At 52.4% G+C, this 22,867-nt stretch carries 19 protein-coding genes and 1 other annotated feature; of the genes, 7 read left to right on the forward strand and 12 right to left on the reverse strand.

Features of this window, described 5'->3' with window-relative positions; translation table 11 throughout:
- Positions 1-53: 53 nt before the first annotated feature.
- The 5 genes from thrC to UC15_RS13185 form a co-directional block, all read right to left on the reverse strand.
- On the reverse strand, positions 54-1,343 hold the full coding sequence (gene thrC, locus UC15_RS13165; protein WP_112288868.1) for a threonine synthase: 1,290 nt from the start codon (positions 1,341-1,343) through the stop codon (positions 54-56).
- Between the two features lie 24 nt (positions 1,344-1,367).
- Entirely contained in the window at positions 1,368-2,297 is a 930-nt protein-coding gene (gene thrB / locus UC15_RS13170) for a homoserine kinase (protein WP_112288869.1), read from the reverse strand.
- Between the two features lies 1 nt (position 2,298).
- On the reverse strand, positions 2,299-4,758 hold the full coding sequence (gene thrA, locus UC15_RS13175; RefSeq protein ID WP_112288870.1) for a bifunctional aspartate kinase/homoserine dehydrogenase I: 2,460 nt from the start codon (positions 4,756-4,758) through the stop codon (positions 2,299-2,301).
- 34 nt (positions 4,759-4,792) lie between these two features.
- Positions 4,793-4,909, reverse strand: a sequence feature (Thr leader region).
- The gene (gene thrL, locus UC15_RS13180) at positions 4,848-4,916 is read right to left on the reverse strand and encodes a thr operon leader peptide (protein ID WP_071823645.1); all 69 of its coding nucleotides are present in this window, start codon (positions 4,914-4,916) and stop codon (positions 4,848-4,850) included. (Overlaps the previous feature by 62 nt.)
- Positions 4,917-5,132: 216 nt before the next feature.
- A complete protein-coding gene (locus tag UC15_RS13185; protein WP_112288871.1) occupies positions 5,133-5,819 on the reverse strand; it encodes a tRNA/rRNA methyltransferase in 687 nt (228 codons plus the stop codon).
- Between the two features lie 663 nt (positions 5,820-6,482).
- On the opposite strand from UC15_RS13185, the gene arcA reads away from it, so the two are divergent.
- Positions 6,483-7,199, forward strand: coding sequence for a two-component system response regulator ArcA (gene arcA / locus UC15_RS13190; RefSeq protein ID WP_112168192.1), 717 nt, complete (start codon positions 6,483-6,485; stop codon positions 7,197-7,199).
- 103 nt (positions 7,200-7,302) lie between these two features.
- On the opposite strand, the gene creA is transcribed toward arcA, so the two are convergent.
- On the reverse strand, positions 7,303-7,785 hold the full coding sequence (creA, locus tag UC15_RS13195) for a protein CreA (RefSeq protein ID WP_112288872.1): 483 nt from the start codon (positions 7,783-7,785) through the stop codon (positions 7,303-7,305).
- A gap of 208 nt (positions 7,786-7,993) precedes the next feature.
- On the opposite strand from creA, the gene robA reads away from it, so the two are divergent.
- On the forward strand, positions 7,994-8,857 hold the full coding sequence (robA, locus tag UC15_RS13200; protein ID WP_095924588.1) for an MDR efflux pump AcrAB transcriptional activator RobA: 864 nt from the start codon (positions 7,994-7,996) through the stop codon (positions 8,855-8,857).
- Between the two features lie 12 nt (positions 8,858-8,869).
- Here the strand turns inward: robA and gpmB are convergent, their stop codons facing one another.
- The gene (gene gpmB / locus UC15_RS13205) at positions 8,870-9,517 is read right to left on the reverse strand and encodes a 2,3-diphosphoglycerate-dependent phosphoglycerate mutase GpmB (protein WP_112288873.1); all 648 of its coding nucleotides are present in this window, start codon (positions 9,515-9,517) and stop codon (positions 8,870-8,872) included.
- A gap of 51 nt (positions 9,518-9,568) precedes the next feature.
- Here gpmB and yjjX point away from each other — a divergent pair, with 51 nt between their 5' ends.
- Complete coding sequence (gene yjjX, locus UC15_RS13210; protein WP_112288874.1) at positions 9,569-10,102, forward strand: inosine/xanthosine triphosphatase; 534 nt, start codon at positions 9,569-9,571, stop codon at positions 10,100-10,102.
- Positions 10,103-10,125: 23 nt separating this feature from the next.
- On the opposite strand, the gene trpR is transcribed toward yjjX, so the two are convergent.
- Together trpR and sltY are read right to left on the reverse strand one after the other, a co-directional pair.
- On the reverse strand, positions 10,126-10,461 hold the full coding sequence (gene trpR / locus UC15_RS13215) for a trp operon repressor (protein WP_112288875.1): 336 nt from the start codon (positions 10,459-10,461) through the stop codon (positions 10,126-10,128).
- Positions 10,462-10,515: 54 nt separating this feature from the next.
- Positions 10,516-12,435 carry a murein transglycosylase gene (gene sltY / locus UC15_RS13220; RefSeq protein ID WP_181955513.1) on the reverse strand — a complete coding sequence of 640 codons (1,920 nt, stop codon included), beginning with the start codon at positions 12,433-12,435 and terminating at the stop codon, positions 10,516-10,518.
- A 594-nt stretch (positions 12,436-13,029) separates the two neighbouring features.
- On the opposite strand from sltY, the gene UC15_RS13225 reads away from it, so the two are divergent.
- The 3 genes from UC15_RS13225 to ettA all read left to right on the forward strand — a co-directional run bounded on the left by UC15_RS13225 (position 13,030) and on the right by ettA (position 18,634).
- Positions 13,030-15,768, forward strand: coding sequence for a cation-transporting P-type ATPase (locus tag UC15_RS13225; protein WP_112288883.1), 2,739 nt, complete (start codon positions 13,030-13,032; stop codon positions 15,766-15,768).
- Between the two features lie 318 nt (positions 15,769-16,086).
- Entirely contained in the window at positions 16,087-16,767 is a 681-nt protein-coding gene (rcsA, locus tag UC15_RS13230) for a transcriptional regulator RcsA (protein ID WP_112288877.1), read from the forward strand.
- A gap of 199 nt (positions 16,768-16,966) precedes the next feature.
- Complete coding sequence (gene ettA / locus UC15_RS13235; protein WP_112288878.1) at positions 16,967-18,634, forward strand: energy-dependent translational throttle protein EttA; 1,668 nt, start codon at positions 16,967-16,969, stop codon at positions 18,632-18,634.
- Positions 18,635-18,698: 64 nt separating this feature from the next.
- Here the strand turns inward: ettA and UC15_RS13240 are convergent, their stop codons facing one another.
- Positions 18,699-19,607 carry a LysR family transcriptional regulator gene (locus tag UC15_RS13240; RefSeq protein WP_112288879.1) on the reverse strand — a complete coding sequence of 303 codons (909 nt, stop codon included), beginning with the start codon at positions 19,605-19,607 and terminating at the stop codon, positions 18,699-18,701.
- A 100-nt stretch (positions 19,608-19,707) separates the two neighbouring features.
- Between UC15_RS13240 and UC15_RS13245 the strand changes: the two genes are divergently transcribed.
- Positions 19,708-20,709 carry a zinc-binding alcohol dehydrogenase family protein gene (locus UC15_RS13245; protein WP_112288880.1) on the forward strand — a complete coding sequence of 334 codons (1,002 nt, stop codon included), beginning with the start codon at positions 19,708-19,710 and terminating at the stop codon, positions 20,707-20,709.
- 67 nt (positions 20,710-20,776) lie between these two features.
- Here the strand turns inward: UC15_RS13245 and UC15_RS13250 are convergent, their stop codons facing one another.
- Together UC15_RS13250 and UC15_RS13255 are read right to left on the reverse strand one after the other, a co-directional pair.
- Positions 20,777-21,634, reverse strand: a complete 858-nt coding sequence (locus tag UC15_RS13250) for a DUF2950 domain-containing protein (protein ID WP_112288881.1) — start codon at positions 21,632-21,634, stop codon at positions 20,777-20,779.
- 17 nt (positions 21,635-21,651) lie between these two features.
- The coding region (locus tag UC15_RS13255; protein ID WP_112288882.1) for a DUF3300 domain-containing protein at positions 21,652-22,867 on the reverse strand (1,216 nt) is incomplete at its 5' end.

The raw sequence follows: 22,867 nt of genomic DNA on the forward strand, positions 1-22,867 counted from the left end.
ACTTTATGGGGTCAGTCCACGAAGAGGGCTTTTGCATTTCTGAAGCACGGTTTTTATTCAGGCAGCGCCATCAGGAATGCGCGCATTTCACTGAAATCAGCCGGAAGGTTATGCGACAGCAACGGCAGATCTGCGCGATCCGCCAGTTCTTTCGGCAAACCGATGTCCTGATCCAAAATCGCTTCCACGCTTTCTTTGAATTTCGCCGGATGCGCAGTACCGATGAACAGACCAAATTCGCCCGGTTGCAACTGATCACGCAATACACGGTAAGCAATAGCCGCGTGAGGTTCAGAGATATAACCGATATTCGCCAGCTCTCGCATCGCATCTTCGGTGGTGTCATCGCTGACTGCGCCAAAGCCCAGATCTTTCAGCTGCCAGGTTTTACGACGATACAGTTCTTCCACACGTGGCCAGTTATTTGGCTGACTGACGTCCATGGCGTTCGACAATGTCGCTACGGTTTTCTTCGGATCCCATTCGCCGTCAGACAGGAAACGCGGCACGGTATCATTGGCGTTAGTCGCTGCGATGAAGCGTTTCACCGGCAGGCCGAGAGATTTCGCCAGCAGACCGGCGGTCAGATCCCCGAAGTTACCGCTTGGCACGGAAACAACCAGCTGATTGCGCGCTTCCTGCGGCAACTGAGCCACTGCTTCAAAGTAGTAGCAAATCTGCGCCAGCAGACGGCTGATATTGATGGAGTTGGCTGAGTTCAGCTTCAGCGCGTGTTTCAGTTCTTCATCATCAAACGCCTGTTTGACCAGCGCCTGACAGGCATCAAAATCACCGTCGATGGCGACAGTGTGAATGTTACCGCCCAGCGTACAGAACAGTTTTTCCTGCAACGGACTGATTTTGCCACGCGGATACAGGATCACTACACGGACATTTTTCAGACCGTGGAAAGCGTGCGCCACGGCTGCGCCGGTATCGCCCGACGTTGCGGTCAGAATGGTCACCGGCTCGTCACCTGAAACCTGCGTCAGGATCTGCGCCATGAAACGGCCACCGAAATCTTTAAAGGCCAGGGTCGGACCGTGGAACAGTTCCAGACAGGCAATGTCTTCTTCCACTTTCGCTACCGGTGCCGGGAAAGCAAAGGCGTTTTTCACACGCTGATGTAATTCCTCTTCAGGAATTTCATCGCCGATGAAAGCAGAAAGAATGCGGCTGCTGCGGGTGACGAAATCCAGTTCCAGCAAGCGGTCGATTTCAGTCAGTTCAAATTCCGGCAGATCCAGCGGGAAGAATAACCCCTGCTGTTTTCCAAGACCTTGTTTGACGGCCTGAGCAAAGCTGACCTGCTCGTTGTGATCCTTCAGGTTGTACAGTTTCATTAGTTATCCCAATAAATTATCGAGTTATCCCAATACCCGCGCGCCCGCGGTATCAAGACGACAAATATGAACAAAGCCTTCGTCATTTTGCAGATAGTGCGTCTGCAGCCAGTCAGCCATACGTTTCGCTGTCGCGCTGTCATTACAAACCGCAAACAGCGTCGGACCGGAACCCGAAATCCCGCAAGCCAGTGCACCGATTTCTTCTGCGGCGCTGCGTGCTTCTGCAAAGCCCGGCAGCAGACGGGTACGATAAGGTTCAGCAATCACATCTTTCATCAGTTTCGCAGCCAGCCTAGGTTGCTGCGTGTGACAGGCATGAATAAAGCCCGCCAGATAACGACCATGGCTGATGCAATCCTGACGGCGATACTGCGCGGGTAAAATAGCACGCGCTTCTGCCGTCGACACTTTGATGCCCGGATACGCCATCACCCACAACCAGTCGTCAAAGCTTGGCACGTTCTGGCTGATAATATCGAGTTCTTCCAGCATCAGCTGAATGCCGCCCAGATAGCAGGGTGCGACATTATCGAAATGCACGCTGCCGGAAATACGCCCTTCCAGCTCGCCCATCAGCAACAGCATCTGGTTTTCACTGAGCGGCTTACCGCAAAATTCATTCATCGCCATCAGACCGGCGACCACCGAACAGGCGCTGGAACCCAGGCCGGAACCGATCGGCATGTTTTTTTCCAGCGTCATTGCCACCGGCACTTCTTTGCCGATTTCCTGACAGAAACGCTGCCAGCACTGATAAACGATGTTGTCTTCCATGCGGTCAGGCAGTTTAGACACAAACTTGCCTTCGTTTTTCAGACTGAACTCTGTGGCCGCTTCGACAGAAACGCAGTCGCCCAGCAGCGTGCCATCGACCGGAGACACGGCCGCGCCCAGCACGTCGAAGCCTACGCTGACGTTCCCGATTGAAGCCGGGGCATACACCTTAACCATATTAAACTCCTAACTTCCATGACAGCGTTCTCAAAAGATCGGCAAACACACCTGCCGCCGTCACATCATTCCCGGCACCGTAGCCACGCAGAACCAACGGCAACGGTTGATAATAGCGGCTGTAAAACGCCAGCGCATTCTCACCATTTTTTACTTTATAAAGCGGGTCATTACCATCGACGGCATCGATTTTTACCTTGCACTGACCGTCTTCGATAGCCCCGACATAACGCAATACTTTGCCTGCAGCGGTAGCATCGGCCACGCGTTGGGCGAACTCTGCATCCAGTTCCGGCAAGCGTGCAACAAAATCACTCACGCTTCCTTCGCTGTTAAAGGACGCCGGTAAAACAGATTCCACATCGATATCCGACAGTTCGAGTTTGTAACCGGCTTCACGCGCCAGGATCAGCAACTTACGCGCCACGTCCATACCGGACAAATCATCACGGGGATCCGGTTCGGTATAGCCCATTTCCTTCGCCTGCAAGGTCGCGGCGGACAGCGACATGCCTTCGTCCAGCTTACCAAAGATGAAGGACAGAGAACCGGACAGAATACCGGAGAAGCGGAGCAGTTCATCACCGGCATTCAGCAGGTTTTGCAGGTTTTCAATAACCGGTAAACCCGCGCCGACATTGGTGTCGTAAAGGAACTTACGGCGTGAACCATCAGCCGCTTTGCGCAGCTGATGGTAGTAATTCATTGAAGACGTGTTGGCCTTTTTGTTTGGCGTGACCACGTGGAAACCGTCGGCGAGGAAATCGGCATACTGATCGGCCACTTCCTGACTGGACGTACAGTCGACGATCACCGGATTCAGCAGGTGATATTCTTTCACCAGACGGATCAGACGCCCCAGATTTAGCGGTTCTTTCGCAGCAGCGAGTTCATCACGCCAGGTTTCCAGTGCAATACCGTGAACGTTGGTCAGTAACGCGCGGGAGTTAGCGATGCCACACACGCGCAGATCGATGTGCTTGGTTTTCAGCCACGCCTGCTGACGGCGGATCTGTTCGATCAATGCCCCGCCCACACCGCCGACGCCGATCAGGAATACTTCGATCACCTGATCGGTATTGAACAGCATCTGATGGCTGACGCGCACGCCGGTGGTCGCATCGTCATTATTGACGACCACGGAGATAGAACGTTCGGAAGAGCCCTGAGCGATCGCCACAATATTGATATTGGCGCGGGCCAGAGCCGAGAAAAATTTCGCTGAAATGCCGCGCAGCGTGCGCATACCGTCGCCGACCACGGAAATCACCGCCAGCTTTTCCATGACGTCCAGCGGCTCGAGCAGGCCGTCTTTCAGCTCAAGATAGAACTCGTCTTCCAGCGCTTTACGGGCGCGTTGCAGCTCGCTTTGCGGCACACAGAAACTGATGCTGTATTCGGAAGACGACTGCGTGATCAGCACCACGGAAATGCCGGAACGGGACATTACGGCAAACACACGCGCTGCCATGCCGATCATCCCTTTCATTCCCGGACCGGAAACGTTGATCATCGCCATGTTATTCAGATTAGTGATGCCTTTTACCGGCGTGCTGTCATCAAGGCTTTCGCTGCCAATCAGGGTACCCGGCGCCTGCGGGTTAGTGGTGTTTTTAATCAGGCAAGGGATCTGGAACTGGGCAATCGGCAGGATGGTACGCGGGTGAAGGACTTTCGCGCCAAAATACGAAAGCTCCATCGCTTCCTGATACGACATCGATTTCAGCAAGCGGGCATCGGGTACAGTGCGCGGGTCACAGGTATAAACGCCATCGACATCAGTCCAGATCTCGCAACAGTCAGCGCGTAAACAGGCAGCCAGTACGGCGGCTGAATAGTCGGAGCCGTTACGGCCCAGCACCACCAGTTCGCCCTTTTCATTACCGGCAGTGAAACCGGCCATCAGCACAATGTGATCGGCAGGGATGGCGCTGGCGGCGATACGGCGGGTGGATTCGTTGATATCCACGGTGGATTCAAGGTAATGCCCCTGAGCAAGCAACTTTTCAACCGGATTGATGACGGTGACCCCGAAACCTTTCGCCAGAAATACCGCCTCCATGATGGCAATGGAAAGTTTTTCACCACGACAGATAATGGACGCGTTCACACTGTCCGGACATTGGCCCAGCAGGGTAATGCCATGCATCAGTTGTTTGAGCTGAGCGAATTCGTGATCGACAAATGCTTTCACCTTTGGCAAATCAAAACCCGGCTGCGCCGCTGCCAGACCGGTAATCAGCTGACCAAAAATGTTTTCTGCATCGCTCATGATGGTTTGAATGTCCTGTCCTGCGACAGTTCGCTCAATCATGGCCACCAGATAGTTGGTAATTTTGGCAGGCGCGGATAAAACCGTTGCGACCTGTCCCTGACGCGCATTGCTTTCCATAATGTCCGCAACCCGCAAGAAGCGTTCTGCGTTTGCTACCGAGGTCCCGCCAAATTTCAACACTCGCATTTCTGGTACTCTCCTGAAGCTCTCGTTTAAATGTAAAAAAAAAGCCCGCACTGGTTAGGTGCGGGCTTTTTTTCTTTTTCCTGTACGCGTCAGCCCGCCCCGTTACCTGTGGTATCGGTGGTGGTAATAATTGTTGTATTCAGGCTGATGATTCGCATTTTTATTTTCTGTCTGTCTTAGGGTTTGTACTCTGTCTGCCTCTATTAGCTAAAGCATAAGGCACGACAAGTCAATTTTTTTCTATCTTTCACCGCTGAGTCACGGACAAAATCAACTGTATAATCGTCTGCCTTTAAAACCCTTTCCAGTGTGATCGCCAACTGTGTTCCCATCACGCCGGATATCGAACTGTTCAGGCCGAAAATCCCCTCACATCATGAGGTCAGTTTTTTTTCGATGTCATGCAGCAAAGTATGCAGCATTGCGGCGTCGCGCTGCTGTAAAAGACCCAGGCGCTGATGCAACCAGTCGGACAATTTCTGGTCATCTTCTGCCCCGACATTTTCAAGCAAACGCCCGACTCTGGCACGCAACGCGGAAAGCTGTCCTGCTTCGGCAATTTCAGGTTTTGCCGAGGTCACCTGATTCAGCGAAGAGAGCTGATAACAGAACACCATCACCGCCTGCCCCAGATTGAGTGACGGATAATCGGCCACCATCGGTACGCCGGTCAGCACATCCGCCAGTTCCAGCTCTTCATTCGTCAGACCGGAATCTTCACGACCAAAGACCAGCGCGGCATGATTGATCCACTGGCTCTTTTCTTCGAGCTGCACCTGCAATTCCTGCGGTGTGCAGTAATAGTGAAATTTAGCCCGGCTGCGGGCAGTTGTAGCTACGGTAAAATCGATATCAGCCAGCGCTTGCGCAAGCGTATTGAAATGGAGAGCATTTTGCAGGATCTCCTGCGAACCATGCGCAACCCAGCCGGCTTCCGGCCTGAGATGCGCCCCGCTGTCGACAATACGTAACGATGCGAAACCCATGGTTTTCATTGCACGAGCTGCCGCACCGACATTTTCCGGGCGAGCCGGCGAAACTAAAATAATATGAAGTTGCATATCGGGCCTTTGCAAAAGGGAAAGAATTGACGTCAGTATTTAAGCGATGAAATTTTACCCTGCTCCAAATCTATTCATGGCTTATATTCTTCACAAGAACTTAACAGTCGGCTGAATATATTCCTTTATTTTATCGGAAAACCTTACCTTGCAGGTAAAAAAGGTGCTGGCCCGATTAAGCAAACAGGAATGAAAAATTTATCATTATTTTTCATATGGATATATAATAAGGAATCATCACCATTTTGCATTTATCTCCCGATTCTTAATCATTTGCTGAATCGTGTACAATAAATGTTGAAATGTGACTCAAGCGTGCATTCTTGTAAGTGTTTTTCACTGTTCTGTTACCGTGCTACAATTGAACTTGATATATGTCAACAAACCGTAATTTTGTTGAGTGGTAATTTCGGCACTCGCTGTTATATTGCTGTTAATAGGGTTAGGATATGCGCCGCTTTAGGACCCCGTGGAACTGCAGAAAGTGGAATCCCTGACCGAGCTTGCGATGTTGTTGTCGTTGATGGAAATTGCATCGAGAACGCGTTTACGTACTTTAGTCATGTAACGAGTGAGATGCCCAATAAAGCATCAAAATTCTCTGGGATAACAAGGACTTCTGTACTCCTATTTTCTATTTGTTGGCAATCTTAGGTAGCAATCATGCAGACCCCTCACATTCTGATCGTCGAAGACGAGTTAGTGACACGTAATACGTTAAAGAGCATTTTTGAAGCAGAAGGCTACATGGTACATGAAGCTAATGATGGCGCAGAAATGCACCATATTCTGTCCGAAAATGACATCAATCTGGTTATCATGGACATCAACCTGCCAGGCAAAAACGGCCTGCTGCTGGCACGCGAATTACGCGAACAAGCCAGCGTTGCTTTGATGTTCCTGACTGGTCGCGATAACGAAGTTGATAAAATTCTGGGTCTGGAAATCGGCGCTGATGATTACATCACTAAGCCTTTCAACCCACGCGAACTGACTATCCGCGCACGCAACCTGCTGTCCCGCACCATGAATCTGGGCACCACCGGCGAAGAACGCCGTCTGGTTGAAAGCTACAAATTCAATGGCTGGGAACTCGATATCAACAGCCGTTCGCTGGTGAGCCCGCAAGGTGAGCAGTACAAGTTACCGCGCAGCGAATTCCGCGCCATGCTGCACTTCTGCGAAAACCCGGGCAAGATCCAAACCCGTGGCGATTTGCTGAAGAAAATGACCGGCCGTGAGCTGAAGCCTCATGACCGTACCGTTGACGTCACTATCCGTCGCATCCGTAAACATTTCGAAGCGACGCCTGATACCCCGGAAATCATCGCCACCATTCATGGTGAAGGCTATCGTTTCTGCGGTGATCTGGAAGACTGATACAGAAGGTTGCCAACCGCACTATATCCGGTGAGACGGTACCCAAACAAACGTCAAAGGCCAGCGAAAGCTGGCCTTTTGTTTTTTGCGCAGTGCTGAGAACTCATGGAGCGGTGTGCGCCCACGGAATAATCGGTACCGCGCTCAGTGCGTTTTTCGGTGAACCATCCACCACTTTATCGGAGTAGCTCAGATAAATAAGTGCGTTGCGATTCGCGTCATAAAAACGGACCACCTGCAGCTTTTTAAACACCAGCGATGTGCGTTTCTGAAAAACAACCGTTCCTTTGTCTTTGCCTTGCTTAATCTTGTCGCTCAAATCAATCGGGCCCACCTGCTGACAGGAAATCGCGGCATCAGCGGTATCTTCTGCCAGCCCTAAACCGCCCTTGATGCCACCGGTTTTCGCACGACTGATATAACAAGTTACATTTTTAATATCAGGATCATCAAAGGCCTCGACGACAATTTTATGGTCGGGACCGAAGAGTTTGAAGACGGTATCGACCGAACCCACCTGCTCTGCATGCACCGCTGTAGAACAAAAAGCAAACATCGAAAAAACAAAAATCCAACATCTATTCATTAAGTTACTCCACGTCATCACCATGACGTTGTTTTCCAAAGAAACCCTGCGGAGAAAGCGTGTATTCACACTTTCGGAATGAAATACTCTGTAACACAGGTAAATAGCACAGATAGCCAAAAAATTCTTAGGAAGTCTTATCGGTAAAAAGTTGCTATTATGCCGCCCATCATTCTGTGCATTTATCTTAGTTCAACGAGGACGATCTATGGATCAAGCAGGAATCATTCGTGACCTTCTTAGCTGGTTAGAAACCCATTTAGACCAGCCCTTGTCACTCGACAATGTCGCAGCCAAGGCCGGCTATTCCAAGTGGCACCTGCAGCGCATGTTTAAAGATGTCACTAATAATGCCATTGGCGCTTATATTCGTGCCCGCCGTTTGTCGAAAGCGGCCGTGGCCTTGCGTCTCACCAGTCGCCCGATTTTAGATATCGCCCTTCAGTATCGTTTTGATTCTCAACAAACATTTACCCGGGCCTTCAAAAAACAATTTGCGCAAACACCGGCACTGTATCGTCGTGCTGAAGACTGGCATTCGTTTGGAATTTGTCCGCCAATCCGTCTGGGCGCTTTTATTCTGCCGCAGCCGGAATATATCTCACTGCCGGAACAGCATCTGGTCGGGATGACACAGAGTTACGCCTGTACGCTGGAGCAAATCACCACTTATCGAAACGAGATGCGTCGTCATTTCTGGCGTCAATATATTGGTGAAGCAAAAACGCTGCCACCAATACTTTATGGCCTGCACCATTCGCGTCCAAGCCAGGAAAAAGATGACGAGCAGGAAGTATTGTACACGACCGCGCTGGAAGCTCAGCACCTGCCGGAAAACGTTGAAGGTCAGCCGATTGTGTTGCAGCACGGCGAATATGCCATGTTCCATTACAATGGCACGCCGGAGCATTTGCAGGAGTTTATTCTGACGCTGTACAGCACCTGTCTGCCGACATTGAAACTGACCCGCAGAAAGGGACAGGATATCGAACGCTTTTACACGAATGGCCGTGCCCCGGGCACTACGCCAACCGAACTACAGTGTGATTACCTGATCCCAATCCGCCGCTAACGCCTTCTGGCGTTAGCGTTGCAACTCGTCTAACGCGGGCAGTTCCAGATGTGATACATCGCCCGCTGTTTCCACAATCCAGCCACTCGCAAGCCAGGCACTTTGCTGGTGATCGACACGCGATAAAGAACAGTTACGCAGACGCAGACGACGTTCCGCATAAGCAGGCAGCCCGAGGATGGTACTGATCAGGCAGCCCAGTGCAATACCGTGACTGACCAGCAAAGGCTTACTGCCTTCCGGCAAATCCAGACAGCTGTCGAGTGCTGCACGCATACGCTCAGCCAGTTCCGTCATCGTTTCACCTTCAGGAATACGCCCTTTCGGTGAACCATCGACCATCTGCTTACGCCATACTTCTTCCTGCTCTGTCAGGCCGTCCAGAATACGTTCTTCCAGCACGCCCATATGTAATTCGCGCAAACGCGGCTCATTGATCACTTCACACCCGCAGGCATCAGCGATAATCTGCGCCGTATGGCGGGTACGTCCTAAGTCACTGGTGATGACGTGGGTGATCCCTTCATTACGCACACGTTCAGCAACCTGACGCGCCTGATAAAGACCTTTGGCCGTCAGCGGGCTGTCTGATTGCCCCTGAATACGGCGTGCGGCGTTCCATTCTGTTTCGCCGTGACGGACGAGATATACCTGTAACATGAGTGTTTTCCGTTATACTGCGTGAAATTTGCTAAAGGATGCTAAAACTCTATGTACCATGTTGTCGCTGCAACCACTAACCCGGCAAAAATCAAAGCTATCGCTATGGCTTTTGAAGACATTTTCGGCGCTGAGGCATTCCGCATTGAAGGCGTTGACGTCGACAGTGGTGTTCCCAGTCAACCTATCGGCAGTAATGAAACCCGTACCGGTGCGCGCCATCGCGTTATCGGCGCCCGCCAGGTTCGCCCCGAGGCAGACTTCTGGGTCGGCGTGGAAGCGGGTATCGAAGACAATATGACCTTCGCCTGGATGGTGATTGAGAATATGCACCAGCGTGGTGAATCCCGTTCAGCGAGCCTGATGTTACCTGAAATTATTTTACAAGGAATTAACCAGGGCAGCGAACTGGGAGATGAGATGGAAAAACTGACGGGTATCACAGAAGTAAAACGTAAAGGCGGCGCGATCGGAGTCTTTACAGCAGGAAAATTGACCCGCACCAGCGTTTATCATCAGGCGCTGGTACTGGCTTTAGCGCCTTTTCATAATTCGGTGTATCAGGTCAGAACCCAAACGCACTAAAATATCAGACGATAACGGACGCTTCAGTCGTCCGTTTTGTCTGTCAGCAGGTGCTCACTCAGCCATTCCTTAAGCTCCGCCGGTGCTGTTTTCAGGCCATTCGATCCACGTGTTATCGTGGCGATACCCGCTCCCAGCTGGCTTTTCAGCTCACGCTGACTCAACTCTCCGCGCATCAGTTCCTGAATAATCCGCACCCGTGTACCCAGCGCCGCACGTTCGTCGGGCGTAAGCAGCAGTTGCAACAAATCCTGATGCAGATTTTCAGCAAAAGAATGCTGCAGCAATGCCAGAAAGCATTGCCAGTCCTCATTGCCTTGTTGGGAAAGAGCAGGGTCATTGATTGGTCGTTGGGTCATGATGGCTGCCATACTATTAAACTAGTACAGCAGCTTACCATAAACGACGAAGGATCAGTAACGCCTCTGCCATTCGGCATCCGTCAAAATCTTGGCGGGTTGATGTAAAAAATAGCGATAAAACGCGTCATATGCCAACACATTTTTAACATATCGACGAGTTTCAGAGAAAGGGATACTTTCGATAAACGCCACCGAATCCACCCTGCCCGCGCTGTTACCTAACCAGGTATTTACGCGTGAAGGCCCGGCGTTATATGCCGCGCTGGACAAAATACGGTTGCGCCCAAACATCTGATAGACATATTCCAGATAACTGGTGCCGATCGTTATGTTCATCTGCGGATCCAGTAATTGCCCCGGATTGCTGTAGCCCTGCAACCCAAACATATCGACGGTATGTTGCGCAGTCGCAGGCATCACCTGCATCAGACCGGCTGCGCCCACTGGCGAACGGGCTTTCGGATTCCACGCACTTTCCTGACGGGCAATCGCCATTGCGTAACTTTGCGTGATGCCTTTATCGTTGGTCGCACGACGGAATTCATCCGGCCACGCCAGCGGGAAACGCTCTTCGAGATAATCCCACAGCTTGCCGGTAATGGTGGCTTGCACGCTGAGATCCGGCCATTTTTGCTCGAACGCATAGCGCGCCAGCGCCGACTGCTGCGATTCCGTGCGGCTGCTGACCAGATAACTCCATTCGGTACGCGCCAGATTGTCCATCTGCCAGTACATCAGCTCACGCACACGCGCCACTTCCGGCAATTTTGCAATACTTGAATCTGGCTTAGCCGCGACAGAAATCTGCATCGGATAAGTCACGTTCAGCTTTTGCGCCGCTGCCATCGGATAGAATCCGCGGCCTTTCATTAACGTGCGCAGCATCGCTTCACCCTGCGAGCGCTGACCGTTGTCAATCATCACTGACGCACGCCAGTACTGCCATTCATCTTCCTGCAGGGCATCCGACGGCAAGCGTTGCAGCCACTGGTTCAGCCCCTGACGGTCACCCGCGGCCAGTGCCATACGGATACGCCGCTCAACAAGCGTGGTGGAATGGCTGCGCAAAATGACGTTATCGCGCCAGGCGGCCTGTTCCGGTGTGGCGTCGCTGCCCATATAACGCCAGGCAACGGCTTCTTCCAGTTCGAGCCGGTCGCTGTCACTCATCTTCTGCAAGCGCACAAGCACCGGGATCATCGAACGGGCATTCTCGGAATCATCACGGGCAATGCGCGCGAAGGTAATGCTGGTCGCGTTACGGGTAAAATCAGTCGGACCGACATTGCGCGCAAAGCTTTCGAGTGTATTGGGATTATTTTGCAGATCGACAAGCGCATCGCGCATAGTCTGATAATCCGGCGGCAACTGCTTTGCCAGATAACTGACCAGACTGGTGTTACCCGCTTTCATCGCCAGACCAATTCGTTGCAGCGTCGTCAGCGCGGTCTGATTGCCTGCGCCCTGCCAGACTGAGAACAATTTATCGCAGGTATTCGGCAGTGATGTGCCGGTCAGCCAGATATCTTTCGCACCATCAAACGCGGTTTTCTGATCGCCGGTCGCCCATTTGGCGTAATAGTAGTTACAGCGCGCCGCCACCGGTTTCGGTGGTTGCGGGCTGAATGAAAGCAAACTGTTCCAGTCCTGACGGCGTGCCAGTTCATTGACAAAGCGGGCTGGCAAAGAACGCGCAGGCGGCAATGTCGGGTTCGCTTTCACAAATGCGTTCACCTGCGCCGGCGTCGCGTCACCCAGTTCCTGCGTCAGCTGCCGGTATTCCAGATAAGGATAAAGAGGATAGTCTTCCAGCGTCGGCATCAGCTGGCTGACAACGTCCATCTGATTGTTATCCCATGCCTGTTTAATCTGCATATAGTGCTGGCGCTGTGCGTCCAGCGAGTCCGCTTTCGCCACGCCCGATGCTGTTACCAGCAGCACGCTCAGTGCCAGAGAATGCCATTTGTCCACCTTGACCATACTTACCTTTATCCTCGCGGGTTGTGCCGAAACTGTTCTGCATTGTGTAGACAGCTACTACGCTAATCGATTCATTTTTAAAATTGAAGCGATGCGGAGACAGCATCACAAACTTTACACAGTGTGGTGCAAGCGTCCGGCACTTACCAGACGGCGGCAGATCTATTTTCTGTCACAGAATATCGCGGCAGGAATAATTTGAGCGAATATTATACCCGCAGATATTTAACGGGTATTCACCTGTTAATTACAAATAGATAGCAGCCTTACAATTCGAAATTAAATAGCCACACTGACAAAACTCAGCTTTATTTACATCAATTTACCCAGACAACCACTTCCTAAACAAACGTTAAATAAAATGGGAATAATACGCAAATTCCTAACTCGCATAAGCCATTGTTTTTTAATGATTTTTATTATTTAATTAGCTACAAAAAGTATTTATTGGCTCAGATCAAATTTATTTACGCTCAATTAATTATGATTACTCCCTATTGTAAAATTGATTAATTGATATTCGCTATTTCGCCGTCAGGATTGAAATATTAATAACAGCCCAGTTCTTCGCTTATGGAAAAGTATATGACTCATTCAACTTCATCGGTAAAAACGAATGCCAGCCCTTCTTCCTCTGCCGCAGCAGAAAACAAAAACTGGTATCAGATTAGTAGTAACGACGCTATGCAGCGCCTTGAAACCGGCGAAAATGGCCTGACGCGGCAGGAAGCCAGCGAGCGCCTGAATAAATATGGCCCGAACGCATTACCGGAAAAACAATCCAAAAGTGCCCTGATGCGTTTTCTGGCGCACTTCAATGATGTCCTGATTTACATCCTGCTCGCCGCCGCCGTCGTGACCGGTGCCATGGGCCACTGGGTCGATACCTTTGTCATCCTGGGCGTAGCGGTGATCAATGCGCTGATTGGTTTTCTGCAGGAAAACAGCGCCGAAAAATCACTGAAAAGTATTCAAAACATGCTGTCCAGTCAGGCCGTAGTGATGCGTGACGGACAAGTTCAAACCATTAATGCCGACCAGCTGGTGCCCGGCGATATCGTGCAACTGCGTCCCGGTGACAAAATCCCGGCAGACATCCGTATCGTCAGCGCGCATAACCTGCAGGTCGAAGAAGCGATCCTTACCGGCGAATCCACCGTCGTCATCAAAAACGCTCAGGTCATCGACGATGAAGTCATGATCGGCGATCGCCACAACTTGCTGTTCTCCGGCACCATGATCAGCGGCGGCACCGCCACCGGTGTGGTTTATGCCACCGGTCAGGACACGGAGCTGGGCCATATCAGCCAGATGATGTCAGCGATTAAAGCGCAGCGTACCCCGCTGTTGCAGCAAATCGACAAACTGGGTAAAGGCATCTTCGCGCTGATCCTGCTGATGATGGCTTTCCTGTTTGTATTCGCGTTCATCCTGCGTGATATGCCGCTGGGCGAACTGCTGCTGTCGCTGATCAGTCTGGCTGTCGCATCGGTTCCGGAAGGTTTACCGGCAATTATCTCGATTATTCTGTCGCTGGGCGTGCAGTCGATGGCGCGTAATCATGCCATTATCCGCAAACTGCCGACCGTCGAAACGCTGGGCTCAATGACCGTCATTTGCTCGGATAAAACCGGCACGCTGACCATGAATGAAATGACTGTGAAAGCGGTGATTCTGGCAGACCGTGCTTACGATGTGGAAGGGGAAAGCTACCAGCCGAAAGGCCGCATCGTGGATGCCCACACGCAGCGCCAGGTGGATGTCATCAGTATGCCGGTGCTCAACACCTTCATCACTGCCGTGGATATCTGTAACGACAGCCAGCTGATTCAGGACGACAGAGGCCACTGGGGAATTACCGGCGGTCCGACGTCCGGCGCACTGAAAGTGCTGGCAGCGAAAGCCAGTCTGCATACCGGTCAGGTTGAATCTCTGGATAAAATCCCGTTTGATTCCAAACATAAATACATGGCGACCTTGCAGCGCATCGGCGGCAAAACCCAGTTGTTTGTGACCGGCGCACCGGATGTTTTGTTCTCCTTAGCGAAGCTTGAGCTGACTGAAAACGGCGTCCAGCCTTTCCGCCGCGAATACTGGGAAGAAGAGATGGCGCGCTATGCCCGTCAGGGTCTGCGCATGGTAGCTGCGGCTGTCAAAGATGAGCCGGAAATTGCAGGCGACCTGAACCATGACCACCTGCAGGAAGGACTGGTGTTCACCGGGATTGCCGCCATGATGGATCCGCCACGCCCTGAAGCCATTGATGCGATTGCACAGTGTCAGCAGGCCGGGATCCGCGTGAAGATGATCACCGGTGACCATCAGGAAACCGCGATGGCTATCGGCAAAATGTTAGGCATCGGCAACAGCGGCGACTCCATCACCGGTTACCAGCTTGAGCATATGGATGACGCTGAACTGGCCGTCGCTGCCAGCCAGTACGATATTTTCGCCCGTACCAGCCCTGAGCATAAATTGCGTCTGGTCAAAGCCTTGCAGGAAAACGGTGAAGTAGTCGGGATGACCGGCGATGGCGTGAATGACGCGCCAGCGCTGAAACAGGCCGACGTCGGTATCGCAATGGGTATCAAAGGCACTGAAGTCACCAAAGAAGCCGCAGACATGGTTCTGACCGATGACAACTTCGCGACCATCGCCAGTGCGGTAAAAGAAGGACGTCGCGTTTACGACAACCTGAAGAAAACGATTCTGTTTATTCTGCCGACTAACCTCGCGCAGGGGCTGCTGATTATCCTGGCGATTCTGGCCGGTGCGGTGATCCCGCTGACGCCGGTGCAGATCTTATGGATGAACATGGCGACCTCCACCACGCTGTCGTTCGGTCTGGCCTTCGAGCCGGGTGAGAAAGGCATGATGCGTCGCCGTCCTCGCGCACCAGGCCAGCACGTACTGGACCTGCATGCCGTCTGGCGTATCGCTTTCGTCGGTATTTTGATTGCCTGCAGCGCCTTCGTTCTTGAAGCCTGGATGCAGCCGCGCGGCTACAGCAGCGATTTAATCCGCACCGTGCTGTTACAGACGCTGGTTACCGCGCAGTGGGTGTATATGTTTAACTGCCGCGTGATGGACCGCTTCCCGCTGACCCGCGAAGTGTTCGTTAACAAAGGATTGTGGATTGTTTCCGGCGTATTACTGGTGCTGCAACTGGCGCTGATTTATCTGCCAGTCATGAACCAGTTGTTCGGCACCGTGCCGATGCCGCTGAAATTCTGGGGCATCACGCTGGTGGTCGGTGCGATGATCTTCGTGATTGTCGAAATCGAGAAATGGCTGGTTAACCGCTTCATCCGCAAGAAAGTCTGACGATTTATCCTTATGCCGGGTTACCTTCTGTAGCCCGGCGTTTTACGATAAAAAACGTCACAATTCTGAAACTTTACTCTTTTCCGCTCTCAATTCGTCTCAAAGATCTCACAAAACGTTCCAAAACCCATTCTGCTGATTTACATCAATCTCTTACCGCTTTATTACTCTCGCCAGGGGTATCCCTTTACACAGCAATGTTAGTTTTGCCGGCGACCGGCAACTTTCACGGGAACGCCCTATCGCTGTAGGGTCACTTTTATAAAAACGAGCTTCTCTGCACTGCAGTCATACAGAGGCCAAAAACAGGTAAACCCAATGTCATCGCTCATTGTAGATAAGTGTTTTTACACACAGCTGGCATTGCATTCGCTCTTGCAACTTAACGGACAACACCAGAAAGATATTCTTTCGCTCAAGGACATCAACGAACTGCAAGCCACATGCAATTCCCTGACGCCTGAAATCATCTTTGTGAATGAAGATTGTTTTACGTCTGATGCGCCTTCCGGTCACGCCCTCAGGGCGGTGATCGACGCGCATCCCGGCACGCTTTTCTTTGTCTTTATCTCCAGAGAGAATCTCAATTATCAGAACTATGTGCCGATCCGCAAAAACATCATCATTTTGTCGAAATCTGTCAGGACGACCACGATTTATCAGCTGATCGCCCACAACCTGCAGCTCTCGCGTGCGGGTGAAACGGAACAATCGCTGGATCTTACGCCGGTCAGCCTGAGCCGGACGGAATCGAGCATTCTAAAAATGTGGATGTCAGGACTGAATACGCAAATCATTTCCGAACATCTCAATATCAAACAGAAAACCGTGGCTTCGCACAAAGGCAATATCAAACGTAAGGTGAAGACGCAAAATAAACAGGCGATATATCATGTTGTTAAGCTCACCGACATCCTGACTTCCGGCATGTTTGTGGGGCGCGTCCAGCCATTACGTCCGGCGAGTGAACCGGATGAGTTCACTATCCCTTTCGGCTGAAAGCCTCCTCTCCTGTCCGCAGCCGGCAACATTCTTGCCTTACTGTGAACCTGATGGTTGGGTACACGACTGAAACACGTTAAACTTCGCAGTCGGAACCCTTATCAGTCATGCCGCAGTCAGGCGGGGCTGCTTACTATGCCGCAGCGCCTGCCCTTCGCAGAAAGCGCGCGGCCCGCAGAAAGAGGCTCAAAACAACGTGGCTCAATACGTATATTCCATGCATCGCCTCGGCAAAGTTGTTCCGCCGAAGCGTCATATTCTTAAGAACATCTCCCTGAGTTTCTTCCCTGGTGCCAAAATCGGTGTTCTGGGTCTGAACGGTTCAGGTAAATCCACCCTGCTGCGCATCATGGCCGGTATCGATACCGACATCGAAGGTGAAGCACGTCCGCAGCCTGATCTGAAAATCGGTTATCTGCCGCAGGAACCTCAGCTAAACATGGAACACACCGTGCGTGAGTCCGTGGAAGAAGCCGTTTCTGAAGTCGTCGGCGCGTTAAAACGTCTTGATGAAGTCTATGCGCTGTACGCAGAGCCGGAAGCTGATTTCGACAAACTGGCCGCTGAACAGGGCAGACTGGAAGAGATCATTCAGGCACATGATGGCCATAACCTGAACAGCCAGCTTGAACGTGCTGCTGATGCACTGCGTCTGCCAGACTGGGATGCAAAAGTCGCCACGCTGTCCGGTGGTGAACGCCGCCGTGTGGCACTGTGCCGCCTGCTGCTGGAAAAACCAGACATGCTGCTTCTCGACGAACCGACCAACCACCTGGATGCAGAATCCGTGGCATGGCTGGAACGCTTCCTGCACGACTTCGAAGGTACCGTTGTGGCGATTACCCATGACCGTTACTTCCTCGATAACGTTGCCGGTTGGATCCTTGAGCTTGACCGCGGTGAAGGTATTCCGTGGGAAGGTAACTACTCCACCTGGCTGGAACAAAAAGATGAACGTCTGGCGCAGGAAGCTTCTTCTGAAGCGGCCCGTCGTAAGTCTATTGAGAAAGAGCTTGAGTGGGTTCGTCAGGGTGCAAAAGGCCGTCAGTCTAAAGGCAAGGCACGTCTGGCACGCTTTGAAGAGCTGAACAACACCGAATACCAGAAACGTAACGAAACCAACGAACTGTTCATTCCACCAGGTCCACGCCTGGGCGACAAAGTTGTCGAAGTGAAAAACCTGAGCAAGTCTTATGGTGATCGCGTTCTGATCGACGACCTGTCCTTCTCCGTGCCGAAAGGCGCTATCGTTGGCATTATCGGCCCGAACGGCGCCGGTAAATCAACCCTGTTCCGCATGATGTCGGGTCAGGAAGAAGCCAACGGCGGCACTATCGAGCTGGGCGACACCGTGAAACTGGCGTCTGTGGATCAGTTCCGTGATTCGATGGACAACAGCAAAACCGTGTGGGAAGAAGTATCCGGTGGTCAGGACATCATGCGCATCGGCACCACTGAAATGCCAAGCCGTGCTTACGTCGGCCGCTTCAACTTCAAAGGTGTCGATCAGGGCAAACGCGTAGGCGAGTTGTCCGGTGGTGAGCGTGGCCGTCTGCATCTGGCAAAACTGCTGCAGGTTGGCGGTAACATGTTGCTGCTCGATGAACCGACCAACGACCTCGACATCGAAACCCTGCGCGCACTGGAAAACGCCTTACTGGAGTTCCCGGGCTGCGCAATGGTCATTTCCCATGACCGCTGGTTCCTCGACCGTATCGCGACCCACATCCTCGATTATCAGGATGAAGGTAAAGTCGAATTCTTCGAAGGTAACTTCACCGAATACGAAGAATACAAAAAACGTACTTTAGGTGCCGAAGCGTTAGAGCCGAAGCGCATCAAGTACAAAAAGATGATCAAGTAATCGTCTTTATAAAATCGCTAAGGCCCGGAAACGGGCCTTTTTTATGGCTGTCATTCCCTGAAATTTATCCCGCCAGCGCCTCGCTGTAGCTCTTCGCAAAACCATACTCTTCCAGCATAAACGCAATGAAACAGGCCAGCGCCGGCGAATTCAGTTTCCGCCCCGGATAGACCAGATACAGATCATTGCCCTCGGCTTCCCATTCTGGCAACACGCGCACCAGCGTGCCATTGGCCACTTCGCCGTGACATAAAAAGGCCGGTAACAGCGTGATGCCTGCGCCCGCCAGCGCGCATTCCCGCGCATACAGCAGATTGTCGGTAGTATGCGCGGAAGGCAACAGCCAGCGGTGATAGGTTTCGCCATGATGCAACACCCATTCCGACCAGGCCCGGTGCGCAATGCAGTGATGTGATGCAAGCTGTTGCGGCGTTTCAATCGCCGGATGCTGCGCCAGATACGCCGGTGACGCCAGCAGATAACGCGGACTGTGCCCCAGTTCACGACCAATCAGCGAGGAATCCTGCGGTTTACCGGTACGCAGCGCGATATCAAAACCTTCCTGCACCAGATCCACCATCGCATCGGACACTGACACTTCCAGCGACACATCGGGATAGCGTTTCTGAAATTCAACATTCACCCGTGCCAGCAACGTTGCCCCCAGACCGGCGGGACTGGTGATCCGCAAACGTCCGCTCGGGTTATCGCGCAAACGGCGGATGGCCAGTTCAGCCCGTTCGCTGGCCTGCATCATCTCCTGACAGTGTATCAGATAGCGTTCTCCGGCAAAGGTCAGGTTCAGCTGCCGCGTCGTGCGGTTCAGCAACCGCAGGCCGATGGATTTCTCCAGCTGACTGATACGCTGACTGACGCTGGATTTGGGTAATCCGGCCCGGCTGGCAGCCTGCGTGAAGCTGCCGCATTCCGCCACCAGCGCAAAGAGCGCCATATCCTGCAACTGTTTAAACATGATTGTTCACCTCAGCCGAACACTTTGTTAGTTATTGTCCATCTTATCAGCTTACGTCATGACGACTAGACTGTCTGTATACCTAACGGAGGCAGAAAACATGACCATTAAAGCAATCGCAGTAAATCCAAAAGACCCGGCTCACTTTATCGCTGTTGAATTACCACAGCCTGTCGCGAAAGATTACGACCTGCTGGTGGAAGTGAAAGCGGTGTCGATCAATCCGGTCGATACCAAAGTGCACAAAGGCGTGCAGAAAAGCGGTCTGGATGCACCAAAAGTACTGGGCTGGGATGCCAGCGGTATCGTCAAATCCGTCGGCAGCGCAGTGAAAAATTTCAAAGCGGGTGATGAAGTCTGGTACGCCGGGGATATCACCCGTTCCGGCAGCAATGCGACAGAACAGCTGATCGACTCACGTATTGTGTCCGTCAAACCGAAAAACCTGGACTGGGTACAAGCCGCTGCCATGCCACTGACCACGCTGACCGCATGGGAAGCACTGTTCGAGCATCTGAAAATTCAGGATGCCTCTGCGGATAAAACCCTGCTGATCATCGGCGGTGCCGGTGGCGTCGGATCACTGGCGATCCCGTTCGCGTCACTGCGCAGCAAAGTAAAAGTGATCGCAACGGCCTCCCGTCCGGCATCGGCACAATGGTGTCTGGATCGCGGTGCGGATCTGACTGTGAATTACAAAGATCTGAAAGGTGAACTGGCGAAGCACGATATCAAACAGGTGGATTTTATTCTGTGTCTGAACGACACCGACGGCCACTGGGAAGCCATTTCTGACCTGATCGCACCGATGGGCCACATCTGTACCATCGTTGAAAACGAACATCCGCTGGACATGAACAAGCTGAAACTGAAAAGCGCCGCACTGCACTGGGAACTGATGTATACCCGCAGCATGTTCACCACACCGGATATTGCCGAACAGGGCGAGATCCTCAAACAAGTCGCCGCGCTGGTAGATGAAGGCAAAGTACAAACCACACTGAGCGAAACCCTTCAAGGTCTGACCGTGGAAAGCATCGAAGCGGCCCACGCTAAAGTGCTCGACGGCCATATGCAGGGCAAAGTCGTCGTCGCTTTCTAAATACGCTGTCGCCTAAAAAAAAGCCCCGTCACTTTCATGCCGGGGCTTTTTCATTCACATATTTCCGCTATTCGCCGTCGTCCACTTTCTGCCATTTAGCATCGGGGTCAAATGTCGTGATCGCTTTTGCCGCGGCATCAGTATTCTCGCCTAAATCCTGCTGATACACCTCGCCCTGCTGATTGATCATAAAACTGGTGACACCGGTATGACCGTACGCCGCCGGCCAGGCGATCAGCGCAAAACCTTTGGTCATCTTGCCATTTTCGATATAACTCAAGGCACCGCCGCTGGCATTCGCACCCTGCGACGTCAGAATGCGATAGTAATAGCCGTGATAAGCAGACCCCGCCTTCGCATCACCAAAGGCTGGCCCCAGCGGACTTGGCGCTTCGCCCTCTTTCACCGGCCAGTAAAGGCCATCGTGTTGTCCTTCAGTGCTGACAAAGCGCTGGGCATATTGCCCGGTAATCTGCTGATACTCGTGCTGGGCATCCGCATACGCTGACACCACCTGAATGGCAGAAAGCTCATTGCGACCAATCGTACGGGTTTCAATTTCAGCAGCACCAGCGGCCATATCAAATGACCAGCCCTGCGCCGTGTGTTTCATCGGGATCGGCAACTGCCAGTTCTCCGGACCGACATTCAGGTGAGCAATATCACCTTGTTCGGCAATCTTGTGACTGATATTCCAGTCCCGCAGAAAGCGAGCAACCTCATCCGGATCCACACCTTTTGGCGGCAGATAGACTTGCCAGTCATTACCGAGAAGTTGTTCAAGTGACGCATCATCGTGTGCCTCAATGGCTTTGACCAGCGCCTGCGCGGCCAGCTCAGGGCTGGTAAATGTCTGCTGCGCGAAACCCGTTAAGGGCAGTAACAGCAGGCCTGCGGAAATCAAAATATTACGCAATCTCTTCATTACCTTTCCTCGTCAGTCTAGCGACGGTGTAAATGAGCTGGCTCTGCATTCGCAGGGCGTGACCGCTGGAAGTTCTGCATATGTTCGCGGCTCTGATTACCCCGCGATTGCTGCTGTTGCCACGACGGACTACGACTGGAATTGCCACTGAATGCTGTGCTGTGTGATGCATTCAGATTCTGTCGCTGATGCTGATTCAATTGCTGCGACGGCTGGCGGTTCGTATTGTGCTGAGACAACGACTGCTGATGCTGAGGCAACTGATGCCCCGTGACATTGTGTGTACCGGCACGTTCTGCGGCACTGGCTGCGGGGGCTGAACGCGGCAGGTTTCGCTGCTGTGTATGCACCTGCTTCTGCGGAGTGTTCTGATGCTGATTCATCACCGACGCGGCCTGCTGACGGCGCTGATCCAGATTCTGATTCTGCACACCGCCGCCGTTGCGTCCGACGGCATTATTGTTGCTGATACCGCGCGTGTTGTTGTCGAAACCACGATAGTTATTACGCTGCGCCGCGTTATTCAGTGCGCGGTTTTGCGTCGCCCCGTTGAGGTTCGCAGTGCGGTTCGGCAAACCGGCGTTGTAGGCCGGATTATGCTGCCAGCCTGCGGTATTCGATGCGCCCGGATGATTTAGCCCGTTGTTGTTGTTGCCGGAGATACGGTTGTAATTATTAACGTTCACATTGACGTAATTATTCTGCGAACCGCCGTGATGCCCGTCATCGTGGTGATCGTCGTGATGATGATCGTCATCCCAGTCGATGCTGCCAAAGATCGCATACGTCGCTGCCACGCCGACACCAAATCCGATCCCCGATGCCATGCCGTTCACAAACTGTTGTCCCGGAGGCGGTGGCAGATATACCGGCGGATAGGCCGGTGTCGGCCAGGCACCGTAAACCACATTCGGGTTGTAACTCGGCACATACACTACCTGCGGATCCGCAGATTCAATCACAATGGTTTGCTGCGCCGGCGCACTTTTCACCACCGTTGTTGAAGCCGGTTTCGGTTTAACGGTCACCGTCTGCTGCGGCGTGCTTTTCAGCGCCCCGCTCTTTTGCGCCACTTCGCGAAATTTCTGCACAGTGTTCATCACGTCATCCGGTTGCGCCAGAAACGCGTTCCCCAGATTCTGTACCCATGCCGGATCTTCACCCAGCAGCGCCAGCAGTTGCGGAAAAGCGACCAGCGATTTTACACTCGGATCCCAGGGTTCGTTCGCGACC

The organism is Rahnella sp. AN3-3W3, assembly GCF_003263545.1.
GTDB classification, from domain to species: Bacteria; Pseudomonadota; Gammaproteobacteria; order Enterobacterales; family Enterobacteriaceae; genus Rahnella; species Rahnella variigena.